This window comes from Paraflavitalea sp. CAU 1676 (genome assembly GCF_029223285.1).
Classification (GTDB): domain Bacteria; phylum Bacteroidota; class Bacteroidia; order Chitinophagales; family Chitinophagaceae; genus Paraflavitalea.
On record NZ_JARHUJ010000002.1, the window covers coordinates 73,888 to 93,532 of the forward strand.

General features: G+C 49.2%; 13 protein-coding genes. 9 read left to right on the forward strand and 4 right to left on the reverse strand.

Annotated elements, in window-relative coordinates; all coding sequences use genetic code 11:
- Positions 1 to 59: 59 nt before the first annotated feature.
- Complete coding sequence (locus P2H89_RS05090; protein WP_275825458.1) at positions 60 to 1,409, reverse strand: Gfo/Idh/MocA family oxidoreductase; 1,350 nt, start codon at positions 1,407 to 1,409, stop codon at positions 60 to 62.
- Positions 1,410 to 1,696: 287 nt separating this feature from the next.
- Between P2H89_RS05090 and P2H89_RS05095 the strand changes: the two genes are divergently transcribed.
- The gene (locus P2H89_RS05095) at positions 1,697 to 4,369 is read left to right on the forward strand and encodes a hypothetical protein (RefSeq protein ID WP_275825459.1); all 2,673 of its coding nucleotides are present in this window, start codon (positions 1,697 to 1,699) and stop codon (positions 4,367 to 4,369) included.
- Between the two features lie 79 nt (positions 4,370 to 4,448).
- Here P2H89_RS05095 and argS read toward each other — a convergent pair whose 3' ends face one another.
- On the reverse strand, positions 4,449 to 6,335 hold the full coding sequence (gene argS / locus P2H89_RS05100; protein WP_275825460.1) for an arginine--tRNA ligase: 1,887 nt from the start codon (positions 6,333 to 6,335) through the stop codon (positions 4,449 to 4,451).
- A 502-nt stretch (positions 6,336 to 6,837) separates the two neighbouring features.
- Between argS and P2H89_RS05105 the strand changes: the two genes are divergently transcribed.
- A complete protein-coding gene (locus P2H89_RS05105) occupies positions 6,838 to 7,353 on the forward strand; it encodes a GtrA family protein (RefSeq protein WP_275825461.1) in 516 nt (171 codons plus the stop codon).
- Between the two features lie 16 nt (positions 7,354 to 7,369).
- Here P2H89_RS05105 and P2H89_RS05110 read toward each other — a convergent pair whose 3' ends face one another.
- On the reverse strand, positions 7,370 to 7,834 hold the full coding sequence (locus P2H89_RS05110) for a VOC family protein (RefSeq protein WP_275825462.1): 465 nt from the start codon (positions 7,832 to 7,834) through the stop codon (positions 7,370 to 7,372).
- Between the two features lie 128 nt (positions 7,835 to 7,962).
- On the opposite strand from P2H89_RS05110, the gene P2H89_RS05115 reads away from it, so the two are divergent.
- A complete protein-coding gene (locus tag P2H89_RS05115) occupies positions 7,963 to 8,376 on the forward strand; it encodes an AraC family transcriptional regulator (RefSeq protein WP_275825463.1) in 414 nt (137 codons plus the stop codon).
- A 34-nt stretch (positions 8,377 to 8,410) separates the two neighbouring features.
- On the opposite strand, the gene P2H89_RS05120 is transcribed toward P2H89_RS05115, so the two are convergent.
- Positions 8,411 to 9,070 (reverse strand): YdeI/OmpD-associated family protein, encoded by a 660-nt coding sequence (locus tag P2H89_RS05120; RefSeq protein WP_275825464.1) that lies wholly within the window; start codon positions 9,068 to 9,070, stop codon positions 8,411 to 8,413.
- Positions 9,071 to 9,412: 342 nt separating this feature from the next.
- On the opposite strand from P2H89_RS05120, the gene dnaK reads away from it, so the two are divergent.
- From dnaK to P2H89_RS05150, 6 genes are all read left to right on the forward strand, one after another.
- Positions 9,413 to 11,320: a molecular chaperone DnaK gene (gene dnaK, locus P2H89_RS05125; RefSeq protein ID WP_275825466.1), complete on the forward strand. Its 1,908-nt coding sequence runs from the start codon at positions 9,413 to 9,415 to the stop codon at positions 11,318 to 11,320.
- Positions 11,321 to 11,532: 212 nt separating this feature from the next.
- Positions 11,533 to 12,135 (forward strand): RNA polymerase sigma-70 factor, encoded by a 603-nt coding sequence (locus P2H89_RS05130; RefSeq protein WP_275825468.1) that lies wholly within the window; start codon positions 11,533 to 11,535, stop codon positions 12,133 to 12,135.
- Positions 12,136 to 12,227: 92 nt separating this feature from the next.
- The gene (locus P2H89_RS05135) at positions 12,228 to 13,388 is read left to right on the forward strand and encodes a FecR family protein (RefSeq protein WP_275825469.1); all 1,161 of its coding nucleotides are present in this window, start codon (positions 12,228 to 12,230) and stop codon (positions 13,386 to 13,388) included.
- Positions 13,389 to 13,560: 172 nt separating this feature from the next.
- Positions 13,561 to 16,788, forward strand: coding sequence for a SusC/RagA family TonB-linked outer membrane protein (locus tag P2H89_RS05140; RefSeq protein WP_275825471.1), 3,228 nt, complete (start codon positions 13,561 to 13,563; stop codon positions 16,786 to 16,788).
- A 10-nt stretch (positions 16,789 to 16,798) separates the two neighbouring features.
- Positions 16,799 to 18,166, forward strand: coding sequence for a RagB/SusD family nutrient uptake outer membrane protein (locus P2H89_RS05145; RefSeq protein WP_275825472.1), 1,368 nt, complete (start codon positions 16,799 to 16,801; stop codon positions 18,164 to 18,166).
- Positions 18,167 to 18,318: 152 nt separating this feature from the next.
- A complete protein-coding gene (locus P2H89_RS05150) occupies positions 18,319 to 19,542 on the forward strand; it encodes a heparan-alpha-glucosaminide N-acetyltransferase domain-containing protein (protein WP_275825473.1) in 1,224 nt (407 codons plus the stop codon).
- Positions 19,543 to 19,645: the final 103 nt, after the last annotated feature.

Sequence of the window (19,645 nt, forward strand, 5' to 3'; positions counted from 1 at the left end):
AAATGTTTTACCTGTTCTTCACGAAATCCTGTTCTTATTCTATTGTTTGTCGCTGGGTCTTAATACTGGTCGTTCAAGGCGAAATCGTTCTTACGGTACATCCATTGTCCGCCGGTGAAATCGGGGAATTCGACCGTCTGGTTGCCCTTTTCGATGCTCATTTCGCTGAGCGGGGTGATGGCGCTCCAGGCGGCTGCATCGTACACGTCCATGGGCGTTGGCGTTTTGCGTTTGATGGATTCTACGAACGCATGCAGTACGAAGAAGTCCATGCCTCCATGTCCGGCGCCTTCGGTTTCCTTGCTCCAGCGTTTCCACAGCGGGTGGTCGTATTTATCCAGGTAGCTTTTGGCTTCTTCCCACTGGTGTGGTTTGGGGCTCACGCCTTCGATATAGATTGAACGGTTGACATCCATCCACAGCCCTTTGGTTCCCTGTACCCGGAAGCCCAACGAGTAGGGGCGGGGCAGGTTGGTATCGTGCTGCAGCAGGATGGTTTCGCCGTTGGCGCAACGTATCTGCGTGGTGACCACATCGCCCAGTTTGAACTCAACCTTTGCATTGGGGTGCTGTTCGCCGCCCTTCTTTACAATATAGTCATGCAAACCTCTTGCCTTGGTGGAGAAGCTAGACAACGATACGAAGCGGTTGCCGCGGTTGATATCGATCATGGTGGCTACCGGGCCAATTCCATGTGTGGGATAGAGGTCGCCGTTGCGGTGTACGGAGTGGTTGGTGCGCCAGCGGGCTTCGGAGAAGCCCTTTTCGCCAAACTCAACACCGTGTCCGTATGGTTCTTTGCCATCGTTGAATTTTACTTCGCGCAGGTCGTGCTGGTAGCCGCCTTGCAGGTGCAGGATCTCCCCAAAGAGGCCCTGGCGTACCATGTTGAGCACGGCCATCACATCGCGGCGATAGCAAACGTTCTCCATCATCATCACCTGTGCGTGGTGGTGTTCGGCTGCCTTTACAACATCCCAGTGGTCTTGCATGGTGATGCCGAGGATCACTTCGGTGCCGATGTATTTGATGCCGGCTTCGAGGGTGCCGATGATCATGGGCGTATGCATCTCCCAGGGAGTGGCGATGATGACACCGTCGAGCCCTTTGAGTGCTACCATTTTCTTCCAGGCACTGGGATCGCCTTTGAATATCTGGGGGGTAGGTTTACCCGATTTTTTGATAAGGTCGAGCGACATCTGCAGCATGCGGTCGTCGATATCGCAGATGGCCACCACTTCTACGTCGCTGCGGCGCAGGGCGTTATCGAGGTGATTTTGTCCGCGTAAGCCAACTCCAATAAAAGCCAGCCGTACTTTTTGTTGTTGGGCAAATACCTGGCTGGGCGAGAGGATGGCAAATCCGGCTGTTGCAAGTCCGGCGTTTCTGACAAATGATCTGCGATTCATACGGGAAATAATTTGATGTGCGTTAGCGGGGAGCAAAGTAGATAAAATTGCTGAAAGGCAGGCTGCTAGGGCGAAATCTTGCGCAATCGTATGTTTTTGGGAGGGGCATCCGGAGGCAGTGGGAGAAGGGTGTGCATGAGCCGGTCAGCAGGCTGTTGCTGCTGCCTTTCTTACTGCTGGCGCATCAATTTAAACGGATGACGCCCGATATTGAACGGTTGGGTGACCCGGAAAGGATCAGGTGCCAATAAAGGGTATTGGTTACCGTTTTTGATGTTAAACAAAAGATGGCATCCTACCTGCAAAAATGGAAAGCTATAGGGGAAGCGAATGACGTTGTTGCGGCACTGACAGATCATTTCAGTTATTTGGTAGATGTGGGTGGATTTGAGCCTGTATTGCACGCTTTGATGCGGGAAGTGGTGGATGTGAAATATACGGAGGAATACCTTGCGGTGAAGTTTCGTGGCAATGAGACCCTGCTTGCGTATGCGCCCCTGGAGGAGATTCCAGACCATTATCACGATAGTTACCGGAAGCTTCTTGAGCAACACCGGCTCATTGAATTAGAACAGCAGCGCATTTTATTAGGTGAGCATGGCTACATTGATGAACTGGATGGTTGGTATGATGCTTTTGAGGAAGCGGAATTGCCAGCGGGCATTACCCGGGAGATGATTGTTTGCCCGATTTGGGACTATTCCGATTGTTGGGCCTACCATCCATCGGAGAAGAATGACTTTGCTGAGCCGGTTATCTATTTCCTTTCTCATGAAAGTATCGAGATCAGCAGGCCGCAACCTTTTAATGCCGGATCTCTGTTCCTGAAGCGATGTGTGGAGGTACTGGAGCTGGATGTTGCGGTACCAGCGGTGTTGGGTGGTGGCGATGCAGAAGTGTGGTATAATGGTCTGGACGATACCTGGAAGTCGCTGCTGGCTGAACAACTTTGCGTGGATAATGCCGCCTCGGCCTCGAAGGCGCTGACCGCAAATTCTCTCTTCATTAATAATAAAAGCAGGATCAGCTCTCTTGAGCCGATCCGGATGATGAATCGCCTCGAAGAGATCAACTGCGATGCGGAAGGTGTTACAAACCTGTCGCCGCTTGCCGGTTTGCGTTTCCTGAAGGAGTTGAGATTTTCAGGTAAGGGGATCACTGATTTTTCTCCTATCAATGAAATGACTGGTTTAACTGCGCTGAATCTTTCAGGGACTTCCATCGGTAGCCTGACTTCGCTGAACAAGCTGACCCAGTTGAGATACCTCGATGTACAAGGGACAATGATCAATGATATATCCTGGTTATCCAATTTTCCTAAACTGACGCGGTTAAGCATTGTTCGTACTAAGGTGAAAGACCTTTCGCCGGTTAGGTGTCTTTCTCAACTGGAAGACCTGAATATTGCCGCCACTGCTGTCACGGACTTTGGTGTTCTTAACGAGCTGTTTTCGTTGAAGATATTGAGGGCCGATGAAACATCGATGGCAGTATTGCCTGTTCAACGAGGGAAGATCCATATTGTGACCTGCAGGAAGACGCGGGTTTCGTTTCGGGAGTATCTGCGGTTTAGCAGTTTGGGGTTGCCGGATGACGAAGACTTTAGTATTACAATGTATAGTGATCATAACCAATCGGCTCAGGCCTTTTTGGAGGGGATGGAAAGTTTAACCGGAACGGTTGATGAGCTGATCGATACAATAACAACACTGGTCAACAATTTTCTCCTTGCCGCTCTGAAGAACGAGGAGGACAAGCCGCTTTGTAACCGGCTGATGAGAGCCTATTTCAAAGTGGTTCCTGGTGGTGGAGATGTCAAGTTCCGGGAAGAACTGGCGGCCAACGCATTGGTGGCTCTCATGCGGCAAGCGTTGGATGAAGGAACTGGAAGACAGTTGTTTGATCAAATGATAGGCGAATCCATCGGTTTACCAAGGCTAGCATTTAACCTGGCTTGTTATCATGCCATGCGTGGCGAAAAGGATCAACTGATACGGTTTATGACATTGACCCTTCAAAAAGGATATGACCCTGCCCGGTTCCGTACAGAAAAAGACTTTACGGCTTTCCAGGAAGACGGGGATTTTCTTGCTTTGCTGGCCAATCCACCATTGCCGGAGCCTTCGGATGATCCTATCGGGTGGTGGGAATGTTTACCTTCTGAGTTGAAAGATGCCATCGATTATCAATTGGATCCGGAGAGCGCCGACAGTATTCTTGCTTTCCTGCAGCAACCGGAGGTAAACATTTATTATCGTGGTGCGAGGAGCCTGGCTCCGCTCAAATATATCAAAGGGCTTAGCAGGCTGACGTTAAATATGTGTAAAGCAGAATCATTGGAGCAGCTGGCGCCGTTAGAGAATTTGAAGGAGCTGGAATATGAATATTTGCAGGGTGTGGCGGGGGTACAATATAAAGACATCAGTTCGCTGGCGGGTTTAAAAAACCTGGAAGTACTAAAACTGAGGCGAAACCTGGTAGAAGAGATCAGCTCATTGAAAGGTTTGTTGCAATTAAAATATCTTGACTTGTGGGGAAGTCCGGTGACGGATCCGGCACCCCTGGCAGGATTGATAAATCTTGAATCATTGTTGATTACCATTAAGGAGGACGTGGTGGTGGATCTATCGTTTCTGGCTAAACTCCAAAAGCTTGGTTATTGTTCGTTGAGTACTTTCAAAGGGAAGTTCAAAGCGGCGTCACTTGAGGGGGTAAGTGGGCTGATGGCTGTAAAGACGCTTTATCTTGATGACATGATCTCTGTAGATGGGCGGCCATTTTCATTGGCGCCACTTGCCGGACTAAAGAATTTACAATCCCTTTCGCTGCATGGTGTTCCTTTTGATAACCTGGAGCCTTTGTATGCCCTAAAGAATTTACAATCTTTATCTATCGCCAACCCTACGGAGGCTGTGAAGGCTGCTGTGCGGGAGCATATGCCCTGGTGTAAGCTTGGTTAGGAAAAGGATGTTTTCCGGGCAATAAAAAAGTCCCCCGATTTCAGGATCGGCAGGACTGAACATAATTATTGAGATGCGTTTACATTCTTTCAGGAACGCGGATGCCGAGGATGTGCATAGAGGACCCTATGACGTTTACAGCCATCTGGCAAAGCTGTAGCCTCAGTTCTTTCTTTTCTTCCGTTTCGGCTGTCAATACCCGAAGTGCGGTAACAAATGTACTGAAGGTTTGTGCGAGCTTATAGGTATAAACAGCAATTGCCGACGGGTTCATTTCAATCCTGGCCTGTTCCAGTACAGCAGGGTACTTCTCCAGCTCAATGATTACATTTTTCTCGAGCGGGAGCAGTGCTGAAGTGGAGGGCGTATTTTTAGGCTGCTCTTTCCTCAATATCGCACTAGTCCGTGCATAAGTGAATTGAATAAACGGTCCTGTAAATCCGTGGAAGTCGATCGATTCTTCGGGGTTGAAGACCATTCTCTTTTTGGGGTCTACACGCAGGAGGAAGAACTTAAGGGCGCCGAGTCCGATGGTATCGTATAAGCCTGCCAGTTCCGACTCATTGAAGTCTTTCACTTTGCCAAGCTCTTCTGTTTTCTGACGGGCAATGTCGACCATGCCATCTACCAGGTCATCTGCATCCACTACGGTGCCTTCCCGGCTTTTCATTTTGCCGGTGGGCAGTTCCACCATGCCGTAGCTGAGGTGAAAGATGCCGTCGGCTGCGGGAAGACCAAGCTTCTGCGCAATCAACTTCAATACCTTGAAGTGATAGTTCTGTTCGTCGCCCACGACATAAATGCTTTCATCGCATTTGTATTCATTATACTTGAATACGGCCAGGCCGATATCCTGTGTAATATATACGGATGTGCCATCGCGACGGCGAACGATCTTCTGATCGAGACCATCGGCGGTAAGGTCGATCCATACACTGCCGTCTTCTTTTTGGAAGAATACGTCTTTCTTCAGTCCTTCTTCCACCAGGTCTTTACCCAGCAGGTAGGTATCGCTTTCGTAGTAGATCTTATCGAAATCGCTGCCGATGCGTTTATAGGTTTCATCGAAGCCGGCATATACCCAGCTGTTCATTTCTTTCCATAATGCCATCGTAGCGGCGTCGCCCTGTTCCCATTTCAGCAACATCTCGCGCACTTCTTTCATGATGGGCGTATTGTTACGCACGATATCCCTGATCTCTTCGTGGATCTCGGCAGTCTTTTCCTTGTTACCCTCCAACTGGGGCAATTTGCCCAGGAACAGTTGCAGTTTATCCGCATCTTCTGTAGAGAAGCCTTCGATGGTGCCGGCCATTACCTTTTCGAGGATGGGGGCGGTTTGCGCTTTCAGTTCATTCTCAAACTTCACATAGTAGTCTCCTACCAGGTGGTCGCCCTTGGTGCCGGTTGTTTGCGGGGTGGCTCCGTTGCCGAACTTCTGCCAGGCGAGCATCGATTTACAGATATGTACGCCACGGTCGTTGACGATACAAGTCTTCACTACGTCATAGCCATTGGCCTTATAGATCTCGGCAATGCTCCAGCCGAGGAAATTGTTGCGCAGGTGACCCAAGTGCAGGGGTTTGTTGGTATTGGGGGAGGAGTATTCCACCATTACCTTTTCGCCTCTATGTGGATGCCTGCCGTATTGGGGATTGTTGTAATTGCCATGCAGGAATTCGAGCCAGTAGTTTTCGGAGAGGGTTAGGTTCAAAAATCCTTTGATGACGTTGAATTTGGTGAACAGTCCGGGTTGTGCTGCCACCAATTGTTCGCCCAGTTCTTTTCCGAGGGCTTCGGGGCTTTTCCGGAGGCTTTTTACGAGTGCGAATAGCACTACGGTATAGTCGCCTTCGAATTCGGGCTTGGTTTCGTTGATCTGGATAGCCGATGGCTCCAGGGTTACCTGAAATAATGATGCGATTTCCTTACTGACTGCCGATTGTATTGCCTGAACAACTGCCATGAATGATTTTTGAGGCTGCAAAAATAGGACAATGAAATCTTAGGTCCGCATTTTAGCGGAATTGAGGCGAAACTGGTAATGGGGGAAGTAAAGTTAGTGATGGAGGCTAGTGCGGAAGGGTATGATGGGGCGGGGGCGGCGTTAACAGGAAAATAACAGCAGGCCCGAAAAAAGCGATTTTGGAGCGATGAGGTGTCGATTTCAGGGATGCGGACGGTAATAAAATCAAAAAGCTGCTCATATTTCAGAACAGCTCTTTGCTTGATTTAGGGGTTAAACAACAAGTTCAGGATCAAATATGTGGCTTTTTAACTTATTAATTGTCAAGGCTACTTTTTATTGATCGCGGTCAAAGTAAAACTACGTAAATCGATTTAGTACTATGCTTTAGCGGATTTTATCATATGACGGTCGGGCACAGTGCAGATACTCCGATTATCATTATAGTTTCGTATGGACCTTTGTGTGTTTTGAATTACTTTTGCGTCGCAAGAAAATACTGATGTTCAAGGACTCTATAATTGGCTTAATCGACTTTTTCTACCCGCCCTTCCGTAAGATCATGAACCTGCAAACGTTCAGGTATGCTGCCTGCGGTGGTGGAAACACCCTGCTGGACATTTTCCTGTACTGGGTTGCTTTTCATTTTGTGCTGAACGGGCAGGACCTTCATCTGCCTTTCGTTACCATTAGTGCCAAAATTGCGGCCTTCCTGATGTCTTTTGCTATTAGCTTTCCCACAGGTTACTTCCTCAACAAGAATATCGTTTTCCCGGGTTCTTCCCTCCAGGGGCGCGTGCAGCTGTTCCGCTATTTTTTACTGGTGGTGATCTGCATCGTGTTGAATTATGTGTTCATCACCCTGTTTGTGGACCGGTTTGGCATTTATCCCACCGTAGCAAAAGCGCTCACGACGATCGTCGTGGTTTCTTTCAGCTACCTTACCCAAAAGAAATTCACCTTTAAAATAGAAAATGCCGGAGACGAGTCTCCGGCATCTGCCACTGAAGGCAAGTAATCATCATGGCTATGCTCTAGTGCTGCAGGGGCTGCGTCATGCTGAACCAGTTGCCCACGCCATCGGTGATGATACATTCGATGCCGTAGAACTGTTCCTTGGGTTCGGACTTGAATACGACGCCTTTGGCCTTTAATTCTTCGTAGGTGGCCCGGCAATCGGGTGTATGGAATACGCCTGCGCCCATGAGGCCGCGCTCCAGTAATAAGTTGATGGCTTTGGTGGCTTCTTCATCGAGGCCTGCGATGGGCATGATCACGATCTCCAGATCGGGCTGATCGGGTGGGTTGAGGGTGAGCCAGCGGAATTTGGGCGCTTCGCCGTTTTCCTTTTTAGGTGTTTCCCCGTCTTCGCAATTCATATCGCCACCGTCCATCACCACATCAGTATTGACCTTAAAACCGAGTTTGTTGACGTAGAAATCGTAGGCTTTGTCCTGGTCGAGCACAAACAAAGTCGTATGCGACATTTTGGTTATCATAATCGTTGATGTTTATGTTACCAAAGCTATCGAATAGGAGAGACCCAGGCTTCTTGAATCTTGCTTTTTGATGCGGATCATTGGCCCGGCTGGGGCGATTTGTTTATATTTGATAGAGGAAAAACGGTATGGAACTATCACCCGATATTTACGAGCGGATCGTGGCTGCCAAGCTGTTCATGGACCAGAACTTCCATGAACCCATTAGCCTGGATGGGATTTCGGGCCAGGCCTGTTTTTCAAGGTTTCACTTTCATCGTTTGTTCAGCCGTATCTATCGCAAAACACCGCATCAATACCTCACCCGCAAGCGGCTGGATAAAGCGCAGGAACTCCTTTCTCAGAATATTCCTGTTACGGATGTTTGCAACGAAGTTGGTTTCGAGAGTGTGGGCTCTTTCAGCACCCTCTTTAAAAAAGAAGTGGGTATTGGTCCGCAACACTACCGGAACATGATGATCATGAAAAAGCAAAAAGCGCAGGTACAGCCCCGCACTTTTATTCCGCATTGTTTTATTGAAGGATATAAGCTGGACAAGTAAGTTTCAGTCAGCGCTTACTTCGCAGTATACCAGGTTATTTATTATTGGCGGGATTCTTCCAACCTTTCATCAGGCGATCAATGGTGCCCTCGATCCTGTTGGCACGGGTCTCTTCTTTTTTGGCGGTAATGATCCACTCCACGTATTCGCGGCGGTGACTATAGGCCAGTGCGTTGAACAGCTTGCCAGCCTGTTTGTTCTTATTAAGTGCTTTTGCGAGGTCTTCAGGAACGATCACCGTTTTGGTGACGGGGTCCGCGTATTGAAAAATCAGGCGTTCTTCTTTTGGTTTGGCCTCCTTTTTAGCATCGGCCTCGGTTTTGAGGCGGAAGGCGAAGGTAGACCATGTATCGTTGAAGGAGATGAGGCTAAGCCACTGGAAATCGATTGTGAGAAGTTTCTCCCAGCCCTTATCGCGGGTGAGGTCGGTTTGAATGCCGGAGCTGCCTTTGGGATAATAAGCCCAGCATACCACCTCGCCTTTCATCAATCGTAATACCTTGTTCAGGTCTTTTTCCATTTGAGCCTGGTTCTGGACAAACCAATGGATCTGCTGAATATCTTTCCCGCTGGTCACGATGTTTACGCCATCGGGCAGGGGTGACAAGGTTGCTTCAAAGTCGCGGGGTGCGTTGATGGTTAGCAGGGTGTGGCCTTCTTTGATCTTGAGTTTTCCGGCAATGCTGGCAGCCATATGGGTTATTTTGCAGCAATTTACGGAAAGGGTGTCAGGTTGTTTTTCTTGGATCTTGCTAAGTTATGTCATCTGCTGCCAGTGCCCAGTTGTGCCTACATGCGGATTTGGAAACCTGCCCGAGGCAAATTACCCGTGACTTCCACGAGGAATCTGTATTCTTTACAATGTGTTGACTCCCTTTAGATTGTGCGAGCCGTGCTAATAGCCTCCGGTCAGGGGATGGCAGTAGCGGCGTACTGCAGGTATGCGTCATTTTCCGGCAGACTGCCATTTTTTCATTCCTGGCAGCAGCGGCATAATCATTGATAACCATAAGGGAACATTAAATTCAACACAACTATGGGAAAGATAATAGGAATTGACCTGGGTACCACCAATAGCTGCGTAGCGGTGATGGAGGGTAATGAACCCGTGGTAATTGCCAACGACGAAGGGCGCCGTACAACCCCGTCTGTAGTGGCATTTCTGAAAAACGGAGAGCGTAAGGTGGGAGATCCGGCGAAACGTCAGGCCATTACCAATCCCCATAATACCATTACGAGCGTAAAGCGTTTTATGGGTCGCCGGCACGACGAAGTGACCGAAGAGATCAGCCACTGGAGCTATAAGGTGGTAAAGGGTGACAATAATACCGTACGAATTGACATAGACGGTCGTTTGTATACACCGCAGGAAATTTCGGCGATGGTGCTGCAGAAGATGAAGAAAACTGCCGAAGATTACCTCGGTCAGGATGTAACCGATGCGGTGATCACCGTACCGGCTTATTTTAACGACGCTCAGCGTCAGGCTACCAAAGAAGCCGGTGAAATTGCCGGTCTGAACGTACGCCGTATCGTAAACGAGCCTACTGCTGCCGCCCTGGCTTATGGCCTGGACAAAGGCAAACACGATCAGAAGATCGCTGTGTTTGACCTGGGTGGTGGTACTTTCGATATCTCTGTACTGGAGCTGGGTGATGGCGTTTTTGAAGTAAAATCTACCAATGGTGATACGCACCTGGGTGGTGACGACTTCGATAAAGTGATCATGGACTGGCTGGCAGAGGAGTTCAAGAAAGAAGAGAACATCGACCTGCGTAAGGATCCAATGGCTTTACAGCGTTTGAAAGAAGCTGCTGAAAAAGCGAAGGTTGAATTGTCTTCTTCGAGCGAAACTGAGATCAACCTGCCTTATATCACGGCTGTTGACGGCGTGCCCAAGCACCTCGTGAAGAAACTGGCGCGCGCCAGGTTCGAGCAACTGGCCGACAAATTATTCGAGCGTTGCCTGAAGCCTTGCGAGCAGGCGCTGAAGGATGCCGGACTGAGCACTTCACAGATCGACGAAGTGATCCTGGTGGGTGGTTCTACCCGTATCCCCAAGGTGCAGGAGATCGTTGAGAAGTTCTTCGGTAAGAAGCCCAACAAGGGTGTTAACCCTGACGAAGTAGTGGCAGTTGGTGCTGCTATCCAGGGTGCGGTACTGACCGGTGAAGTGAAGGACGTGCTGTTGCTCGACGTAACACCGCTTTCGCTGGGTATCGAAACAATGGGTGGTGTAATGACACGCCTCATCGATTCGAACACTACGATCCCTACCAAGAAGTCTGAAACCTTCTCTACTGCCAGCGATAACCAGCCTGGTGTTCAGATCCATGTAATTCAGGGTGAGCGCCCAATGGCCAATCAGAACAAGAGCCTGGGTATGTTCAACCTGGATGGTATTCCACCGGCTCCGCGTGGTGTGCCCCAGATCGAAGTGATCTTCGATATCGACGCCAATGGTATCCTGCATGTAACTGCGAAGGATAAGGGCACCGGTAAAGAACAAAAGATCCGTATTGAAGCAGGTAGTGGTTTGAGCAAGGATGAAGTTGAAAAGATGAAGGCCGAAGCCCGTGCGAATGAGGCTACCGATAAGGCTGCCCGTGAAAAGGTTGATAAGGTGAACCAGGCCGACAGTCTGATCTTCCAAACCGAGAAGCAATTGAAAGAGTTTGGTGAGAAGATACCTGCCGATAAGAAGGAGCCTATCGAAACGGCGCTCAATAAGTTGAAGGAAGCGCACAAGTCGCAGGATGTTGCAGCGATCGATACTGCGGTGGCTGAAATGAACAATGCCTGGACGGCTGCTTCTGAGGAGATCTATAAAGCTCAGGCAGGTGGTGCACCAGGCGGCGAAGGTCAGCCAGGCGCTAACGGTGGTGGTCAAGCCAACGCTGGTGGCGAGAATGTAACCGACGCTGAATACGAAGAAGTGAAATAACATCGGATTAGTCCGACATTGTATAGAGCCCTCCGCGCATGCGGAGGGCTTTTTTTGTGCTGCGGTTTCAGTAATCAGTTTATTAACGGTAAGCGAAGGTGGATGTAGTTGTTAATTAACGTACTCGCGGTTTGCACCGTTGACTAAAATGCTGTTCGTTGAAGTTGTGTAGGGAACCATTTATAGTATCTTTGTAATGAATTAACTGCGACTTGCCCGAGACTCTATATCATACCGAAAAAGAGCTGCTAAACCTGGTAGCTAAGGGGAATGAACTTGCCTTCCGGAGGATCTTCGACCTTTATAATAAACGCCTGTTTACTTTTGCCGAAGGGATGTTGAAGTCTGCCGCCGATGCGGAAGAGATCGTACAGGATTGCTTCACCAAAGTGTGGCTAAACCGGGAAAGCCTGCAAGTCGTTGAAAATCCCGGCAGTTACTTGTACAAGATCGTCCGCAACAGTACCATCGATCATTTGCGTAAAACCGCCCGCGAACAAAACCTGATCAACCAGGTGTGGGCGAACATCTCTCACTCCGACAACTCCCTCGAAGAAGAGATCTTAAAGAATGATTCTCAACAACTGATCGCACAGGCGCTTGCGCAGCTTTCGGAACAAAAGCAACAGGTTTTCCGCCTCAGCAGGGAGTCGGGCCTTTCGCATGAAGCGATCGCTTCCATCATGGGGCTGTCCAAAAGCCGGGTCAACAATATCCTCGTTGAGTCCATCCGCCATATCAAAAATCATCTGGATAAACATTCTTACCATATCGGTATGGTCTTTTGGCTTTGGGCCTGGGAACAGCTTTTATAAATTATTTTCAGTTAGTCCGGTTATCCTGTCTTTTTCCTGCGTCATATTATATATGGGTTAACAAATACTTATTTAAACCCCGGCTTTGTCTCATGGCTGCAAATGACGATAGACTGGTTTTCCTGCTTCAACAATTCGCTGGCAACCGATGCTCCAGGGATGAGTTGAATGAGCTGTTTCAAAAACTGGAGCATACCGATAATGAGTCCCTGTATGCTTTTATGGATGCTTTCTATGATCAACTGCCCGCCAGTGCAAAAGCCGATCAGGTTGACTGGGATCATATGTTTAGCCAGATCATGGCGAAACGAGCGGTTGTTAAAAAGTTCAACCGGGCCTGGTTGGCTGCTGCGGCTGCCCTGGTGCTCCTCGTTGGTGCAGGCATTCTTTATTTTACGCTTAATCGTTCTTCGAATAATGTTCAGTCGAGTGTATCCAGTGCTGAAATGTTCAAGCCTCCGGCCTCTGCCAGGGCCGTTATTACGCTGGGCGATGGCAGGGTCATTGGCATCGACAGCGCTTCCAATGGAATGTTGGCTAAAGTGGGCAATATCCAGATTGTCAAACTGGCCGATGGTCAGGTCGCTTATAGCGGCGAGGGAAGCGCGGTGATGTTCAATACCCTGTCGAACCCCAGGGGAAGCAAGGTCGTGACCCTTGCGTTGGCCGACGGTACGCGCGTGTGGCTAAATGCCGCCAGCTCCATTCGCTTTCCCACACAATTTATAGGTAACCGGCGTGATGTTCAGGTAACCGGCGAGGCCTACTTCGAAGTGGCACATGATGCTGCAAAGCCTTTTCATGTCTTGGTGAATAATATAGCTGTGCAGGTGATAGGTACCCATTTCAATATAATGGCTTTTGAAGACGAAAACGCCATTCGTACCACCCTCCTGGAGGGTGCTGTAAGGGTGTCGAAAGGGAATGCCTTCAAGCGGTTGTATCCGGGCCAGCAGGCTGTGGTAGCTTCTGATGGCAATATTCAGGTACTACCCAGTGTTGACCTCGATGGGGTAATGGCCTGGAAAAACGGTTTCATTCAATTAGATGGTACTGATATTAAAACGGTGATGAGAGGTGTTGCCCGGTGGTATGCCATCGACGTGCGCTATGAGGGGAATTTTGACAACGTGCATCTCTCCGGACAGATCCCTAGAACCTTGACACTTTCTACTTTAACTACTATCCTACAGAAGAGTGGTATCGATATTGTTTTCAGCGAAAACACGATGACCTTATCCTCAAAACCTTAACTATTCTCTCCATAAAAAAGCCGGAGATGTTGGAAGCGTCTCCGGCGCTTAGATTAATTGCAAACCGGAAAAGTTATTCATTAACCTTAACTAAGGCAAAGCTATGCTATTGACTGCTTGTAAGAAAATTATTGGTTCCAGCGGGACCAGTTTTACCAAAATGATGCTGGTTATGAAACTGACCATTATCTTAACTGTGGGTTTCTGTTTCTCGGCCGCCGCCGGCGGCTTCTCCCAGAGTATTACGCTTTCTGAAAAAGATGCCAAACTGGAATCCGTGATCAGGAAGGTCACCAAACAGTGTGGCTACTATTTCATTTACCGCAATGAATGGATGGCGGGCGCCAAAAAAGTAGATGTCGAAGTGGTCAATGCCTCGTTGAAGCAGGTGCTCGATATCTGTTTTAAAGGACAGCCGTTGAGTTATTCCATCGTGGGTAATATGGTGGTCATTGCGAAGGATCCTACACCCGCCAACGATGCTACGCTGCCGGATGTTCCGAAGCAGATCGATATTGCCGGTGTGGTCATGAACGAGCAACGACTACCGCTTGCAGGCGCTTCTGTTGCGGTAAAGGGTACTTCGAACGGGACTACCACCGATCAGCAGGGACGGTTTTCCCTGCGACAGGTTGATGAAAAGGCCGTTCTGCAAATCTCTTTTGTAGGTTACCAAAGCCAGGAGCAACCTGTTAACCGCAGTGTCGAGCTGTCAATACGGCTGAAGCAGTCGGATAGCAAACTTGATGAAACGATCATCATCGGTTATGGTACCACTACCCGGAAAAAGAATATTGGTTCCGTGAGTTCAATTTCAACGGAGGAGATTTCCAAACAGCCGGTAGGTAATGTGCTGAATGCTTTGCAGGGGCGAATGGCGGGTGCTTACGTGACACAGTCGAACGGTGTGCCGGGGTCGAGGGTCTCCATCAATATTCGCGGTACGGGTTCGCTCGATGCCCGGGTGGGTGCCCAGCCTCTGTACATTGTAGATGGTGTGCCCTTTATGATGATGACGGGTTCTTCCTCCAATGACCTGAATGAAAAAGGAACTTTTTCGGCGGCTGGCGGCATTAGCCCATTCAACGTCATCAACCCCGGCGACATTGAACGGATCGATATTTTGAAGGATGCTGATGCTACGGCTATCTATGGTACCAAGGGTACGAATGGCGTTGTACTGATCACGACTAAAAAGGGCAAAGCCGGCAAAACGAAGCTGGATGTAAACGTGTACCAGGGGTGGGGGAAGGTGGCCAAATTTGTGCCTTTGATGAATACACAGCAATACCTGCAAATGAGACGGGAAGCTTTTGCAAACGATGGTTTAACCCCTACTGCCGGGAGTGCCCCGGACCTTATGTTGTGGGATTCTACTGCCGATACCAACTGGCAGGAAAAATACCTGGGGGGCACTGCCTCCACAACCGATGCACAGGTGGCCATTGCCGGTGGCGACCAGCGTACGCGCTTTATACTCAATACCGGTTATCACCGGGAGACGCTCGTTTTTCCCGGGAATAACTCCGATGTAAGGATTTCGGGGCGTGTGAATGTGGATCACAATTCGCTCGATAAAAAGTTCAATGCTACTGTGTCTGTAAGCTATGCGATGGATAAATCGAAGCTGTTGCGCAACGACCTGTCGGCAATTTACAACCTGCCTCCCAATATGCCGCTGCACAAGCCCGATGGTTCTTTGTGGTGGAATGCCAATTTCGTCAATCCTGAATCGTATCAGTTGTTACGTTACTTCGGAAAGACCTTCAACCTGATCACCAGCACTGCTTTGCGTTATACGATTCTGCCGGGCCTGGATATCAAGGCTAGCTTTGGATATAACCATCTTTCGCTGGAACAGAACAACCAGTATCCAGCCGTTTCGAGAAATCCGCTGACCACAGTGCCAACAAATTCTGCGGAGTTCGCCAATATCAGTCAGTGTAGTTATATCGCGGAGCCGCAGCTTACCTATAACCGGGAGCTGTTTGGCGGTAAGCTTTCTGCACTGTTGGGCACTACGTTCCAGCAAAGCCAGTTCTCTTCCACTTATTTTCTTGCCGATAACTATGGTACGGCCGCTTTGCTGGGAAGCCCGGCCGGTGCGGGCACTTATAACCCGCCGACCGTGAGCAATTTGCTGTACCGGTATAATTCTGTTTTCGGGAGGTTGAGTTACGATTGGGCCTCTAAATATCTGTTTAACGGGGTTTTGAGAAGGGATGGCTCATCGCGCTTTGGACCAGGCATGCGTTTTGGCAACTTCTGGTCAGTAGGTGGTGCCTGGATCTTTTCCAATGAGCTATTTGCCAAAAATCTTTCCTTCCTCTCGTTTGGTAAGTTACGCGGCAGTTACGGTAAAACAGGTAATGACATTATTCTCGATTACCAATATCGCTCGCTGTTTGTTTCAAGAACGCCTTATCAGAACAGTCCGGCCATTGCACCCAGTGGTATCGACAATCCCTTGCTGCATTGGCAATCCACCTATAAGCTGGAGTTTGGATTGGATCTGGGTTTCCTGAAAGACCGCATTTTATTAGCGGCCAACTACTATCGGGCCAGGAATCCTGATCAATTGGGTTCGGTGGTGCTTGGGTCGCAGTCGGGGTTTAATAATTACTTCGCCAATTTTGATGCACTGATCAGGAATACGGGATATGAGTTTGAACTGAACACCATCAATGTTCAAACCAAAGACTTCAAGTGGACCAGTTCTTTCAATGTGACCATTCCCCGAACGATCGTGGCACGCGCCAACCCGCTGTTCTTTACCGCTAATGTGCTGAGGCCGGGACAACCCCTGACCGCTGAACTGCGGTATGTATTCAAAGGGCTCGACGAACAGGGCAGGGGTTTGTATAAGGACTTTAGGAAAGATTCCGTTACGTTGACGCCGAATGTTACTTTCGATAAGGCCGTAACCGGTTACAGTGCTCCCCAGGCTTATGGTGGTTTCAACAACCAACTGAACTATAAGAATTTTGAATTGAGCTTCTTTTTCCAGTTTACCAAACAACAGGGGTTCAAGTACCCGATACCCAGTCCGGGCGTTTTGACAAGGGGCAATCAAACACCTATCTTCCTGAATGCCTGGCGTAAGCCGGGTGACAACAGTGCATTTCCCCGCTATTCTACCAGTCCGGGTAGTTACGTGAACTTTATCCAGGCAGATGCGATCTGGGGAGATGCGTCATTCATCCGGTTGCGTAATGTGAACCTATCGTACACTTTGCCTGCCTCTGTTGTGAAGAAAATCAAGATGGACAGGGCGCGTGTGTACCTGCAAGCCCAGAATGTGTGGTGGACGTCGAACAGGAAGTACGTGTTTGACCCGGAAACCTATATGTCCCTCCCTCCGCTGCGTGTCATCACTGCGGGCATCAATTTCTCATTCTAAAACCATCTACATGAAACCGAAGATCTTTAATACAACTATACCGGCCACTGCCTGCGTTTTGCTTTTCGCCCTGAACCTGCTTTCCTGTAAAAAGTACCTGGCCTTGGATGTTCCTCCTACGGCTATTGGCAGGGAAGAGGCCTTTGCCGATTCTGCCACTGCCACCAGTGTTGTGTTGGGTATTTATAGCCGCATGGCCTCGGAGGCGCCGTCCACGTACAACAGAACGATCTTTTATTCGGGCATGAGTTCCGATGAGTTTTATTATTTCACCAATCCTAATTATGATGATATAAAGAATAACACGCTGACTGCCGGTAATAACGTAACAAACTTTTGGCAGGACCTGTATGCAAGGATCGGTGTTGCCAATTATGCGATTGAAGGCGTGACGGCTTCGTCCTTATCGGGCACCCTGAAGAATCAATTGCTCGGAGAGGCGCGGTTCTGGCGAGCCTGGCTCTATTTTCACCTCGTCAATAACTGGGGAGCTGTTCCACTGGTAACAAGCACCGATGCGCTGACCACCAGTCGCTATTCACGTTCGCCAGTTAGTGAGGTGTTCAAGCAGATCGTTGCAGATCTTACAGAGGCGAAGAGCCGCCTGTCTGTTAATTATCCTTCCCCGGAGAGGGCGCGGATCAACCGGCATGCAGCTTCGGCTTTTTTGGCGAGGGTTTACCTGTATGAGAAGAACTGGGCTGCCGCCGAAGCGGAAGCGAATACCGTGATTCAAAGTGGAACCTATAGCATTGTGACGAACCTGAACAATGTGTTCCTGAACACCAGTTCGGAAACGATCCTGCAATTGTCGCTGGCGGCGCCCACTACGCCGGCAACGGCCCTGGGAATTGAATTTATTCCTGCTACGGCTACGCCCAACGTTGTACTGCTGGATACTTTGGCAAGGACTTTTGAACCGGATGATCAGCGAAAAGTGAACTGGACCAAGCAGATCGTGTTTTCCGGCAAAACTTACTCCTATCCTTTTAAGTATAAAGTGCGCGCTACTACCACAGGCAACGAGTACCCGGTCGTTCTTCGCCTGGCCGAAGTATATCTTACCCGTGCAGAGGCCAGGGCTAATCAGGATAATATTACGGGCGCCCAGGATGACCTGAACATTGTGCGCAAGCGCGCAGGGCTCGGCAACACCACGGCTGTTGATAAAACGGGTATGATCGCAGCCCTTGAACATGAAAGGTGGGTGGAGTTATTCAGTGAAGGCGACCGCTGGTTCAACCTCAAGCGGCTGGGTATAGCTGATGCTGTATTGAAACTGGTGAAGCCCAAATGGAAACCTCATCAACAATTGTATCCTTTGCCGATGCTTGACATGACTGCCAATCCTGCTCTCACAGACAATCCCGGATACTAACCGGGATTGTGAGGTGGATTCGTTTTTAGCAAGTTTCGGGTTGTTGAAAGGAATAAATGTCTGTACGTTGCGTATTATTCAGAATAAAATTCTGTTGTACATGTTGATTGTAGATTAAAAGTCTGTATATTTAGGTTGTTAAAAGTATAGCCATGCAAAGTATAGCCATTCCTGCAGCTACTCCACCGAGGGTAGTCGCCGCCTCACGTATTGCCTCGATCGACTTGTTGCGAGGCCTCATCATGATCATCATGGCCCTTGACCATGTTCGTGATTATTTCCATGCTGATGCGTTCATCAATGATCCCACGGATCTTACCAAAACCACCCCCATTCTTTTCTTCACACGCTGGATCACCCATTTCTGTGCGCCATTGTTCATGTTCCTTTCCGGAATTTCGGCTTATATATCCGGCGGGCGGAAGTCCAAAAAAGAACTGTCCGTTTTTTTGTTGACGAGAGGACTTTGGCTCATTGTGCTTGAGCTTACCGTGGTGCACTGGGCCTGGTATTTCAATTTTCTAGGGAGGGGGGTTGACCTCACGGTAATCTGGGCGCTCGGTTTGAGCATGATCTTGCTGGCTGCGTTGATCCATCTTCCGCGATGGGGAATTGCGACGATCAGCTTAGCCATGATCTTTGGGCACAACCTGCTGGATGGAATTCATGTGCCAGGTAACACCCTGCAGGGTTTTGGATGGGCCCTGTTGCACGAGCAGCGTCCGTTCTTTGTGGATGGGTTCATGGTATTGGTGGGGTATCCGATCGTTCCCTGGGTAGGAGTGATGGGACTCGGTTATTGTCTGGGCCAGGTTTTTGCCAGGGATTTCCCGGCAGAACAACGTCGGCGTTTATTGACGCTCCTCGGCTTTGCGACGATCGCCTTATTTATTATCATCCGTGCTATTAATGTGTACGGAGATGGCCAGCCCTGGAGCCGGCAGCCGACTTTTATGTACACAGTGCTGTCATTTCTGAATACGGTGAAATATCCACCTTCATTATTGTACCTGCTGATGACGATCGGACCGGCTTTATTGTTCCTGGCCTGGACGGAGCGTGAGCCGGGTTGGCTGGGCCGGCAGGTGTCGGTGATCGGCAGGGTGCCTATGTTCTATTATTTGCTTCATTTATATCTTATTCACTTGCTGGCTATGTTTGCCACCTCGTTCAGCGGGCACCGTTGGGGCGATATGCTCCTTGATTATTCTTTGTGGACGGGCAGGTCTTCGGCCCAACTGGAGGGGTATGGTTTTTCGCTGGGGATAACTTACCTGGTTTGGGTATTGGTGGTCGTGCTGCTGTTCCCCTTGTGTAAATGGTACGATCAGTACAAGCGTACGCATAAGGATCAATGGTGGCTGAGCTACCTGTAATTGCCCGTTGTTCGCCAAATGTTTGAATTGACACAGCCACTGTATCGAAACCGTACAGTGGCTGTGTTTTTTGTTTTTTGTAAATAATTGACTATTAGTTTAA

What these genes read in the sequence shown, in the direction of transcription:
- P2H89_RS05120 (WP_275825464.1), bottom strand. Translation starts at nt 9,070, where the DNA reads ATGGCTGCCAGCATTGCCGGAAAACTCAAGATCAAAGAAGGCCACACC.
- P2H89_RS05145 (WP_275825472.1), top strand. Translation starts at nt 16,799, where the DNA reads ATGAAACCGAAGATCTTTAATACAACTATACCGGCCACTGCCTGCGTT.
- dnaK (WP_275825466.1), top strand. Translation starts at nt 9,413, where the DNA reads ATGGGAAAGATAATAGGAATTGACCTGGGTACCACCAATAGCTGCGTA.
- P2H89_RS05115 (WP_275825463.1), top strand. Translation starts at nt 7,963, where the DNA reads ATGGAACTATCACCCGATATTTACGAGCGGATCGTGGCTGCCAAGCTG.
- P2H89_RS05135 (WP_275825469.1), top strand. Translation starts at nt 12,228, where the DNA reads ATGGCTGCAAATGACGATAGACTGGTTTTCCTGCTTCAACAATTCGCT.
- P2H89_RS05090 (WP_275825458.1), bottom strand. Translation starts at nt 1,409, where the DNA reads ATGAATCGCAGATCATTTGTCAGAAACGCCGGACTTGCAACAGCCGGA.
- P2H89_RS05110 (WP_275825462.1), bottom strand. Translation starts at nt 7,834, where the DNA reads ATGATAACCAAAATGTCGCATACGACTTTGTTTGTGCTCGACCAGGAC.
- P2H89_RS05140 (WP_275825471.1), top strand. Translation starts at nt 13,561, where the DNA reads ATGAAACTGACCATTATCTTAACTGTGGGTTTCTGTTTCTCGGCCGCC.
- P2H89_RS05095 (WP_275825459.1), top strand. Translation starts at nt 1,697, where the DNA reads ATGGCATCCTACCTGCAAAAATGGAAAGCTATAGGGGAAGCGAATGAC.
- P2H89_RS05150 (WP_275825473.1), top strand. Translation starts at nt 18,319, where the DNA reads ATGCAAAGTATAGCCATTCCTGCAGCTACTCCACCGAGGGTAGTCGCC.
- argS (WP_275825460.1), bottom strand. Translation starts at nt 6,335, where the DNA reads ATGGCAGTTGTTCAGGCAATACAATCGGCAGTCAGTAAGGAAATCGCA.
- P2H89_RS05105 (WP_275825461.1), top strand. Translation starts at nt 6,838, where the DNA reads ATGTTCAAGGACTCTATAATTGGCTTAATCGACTTTTTCTACCCGCCC.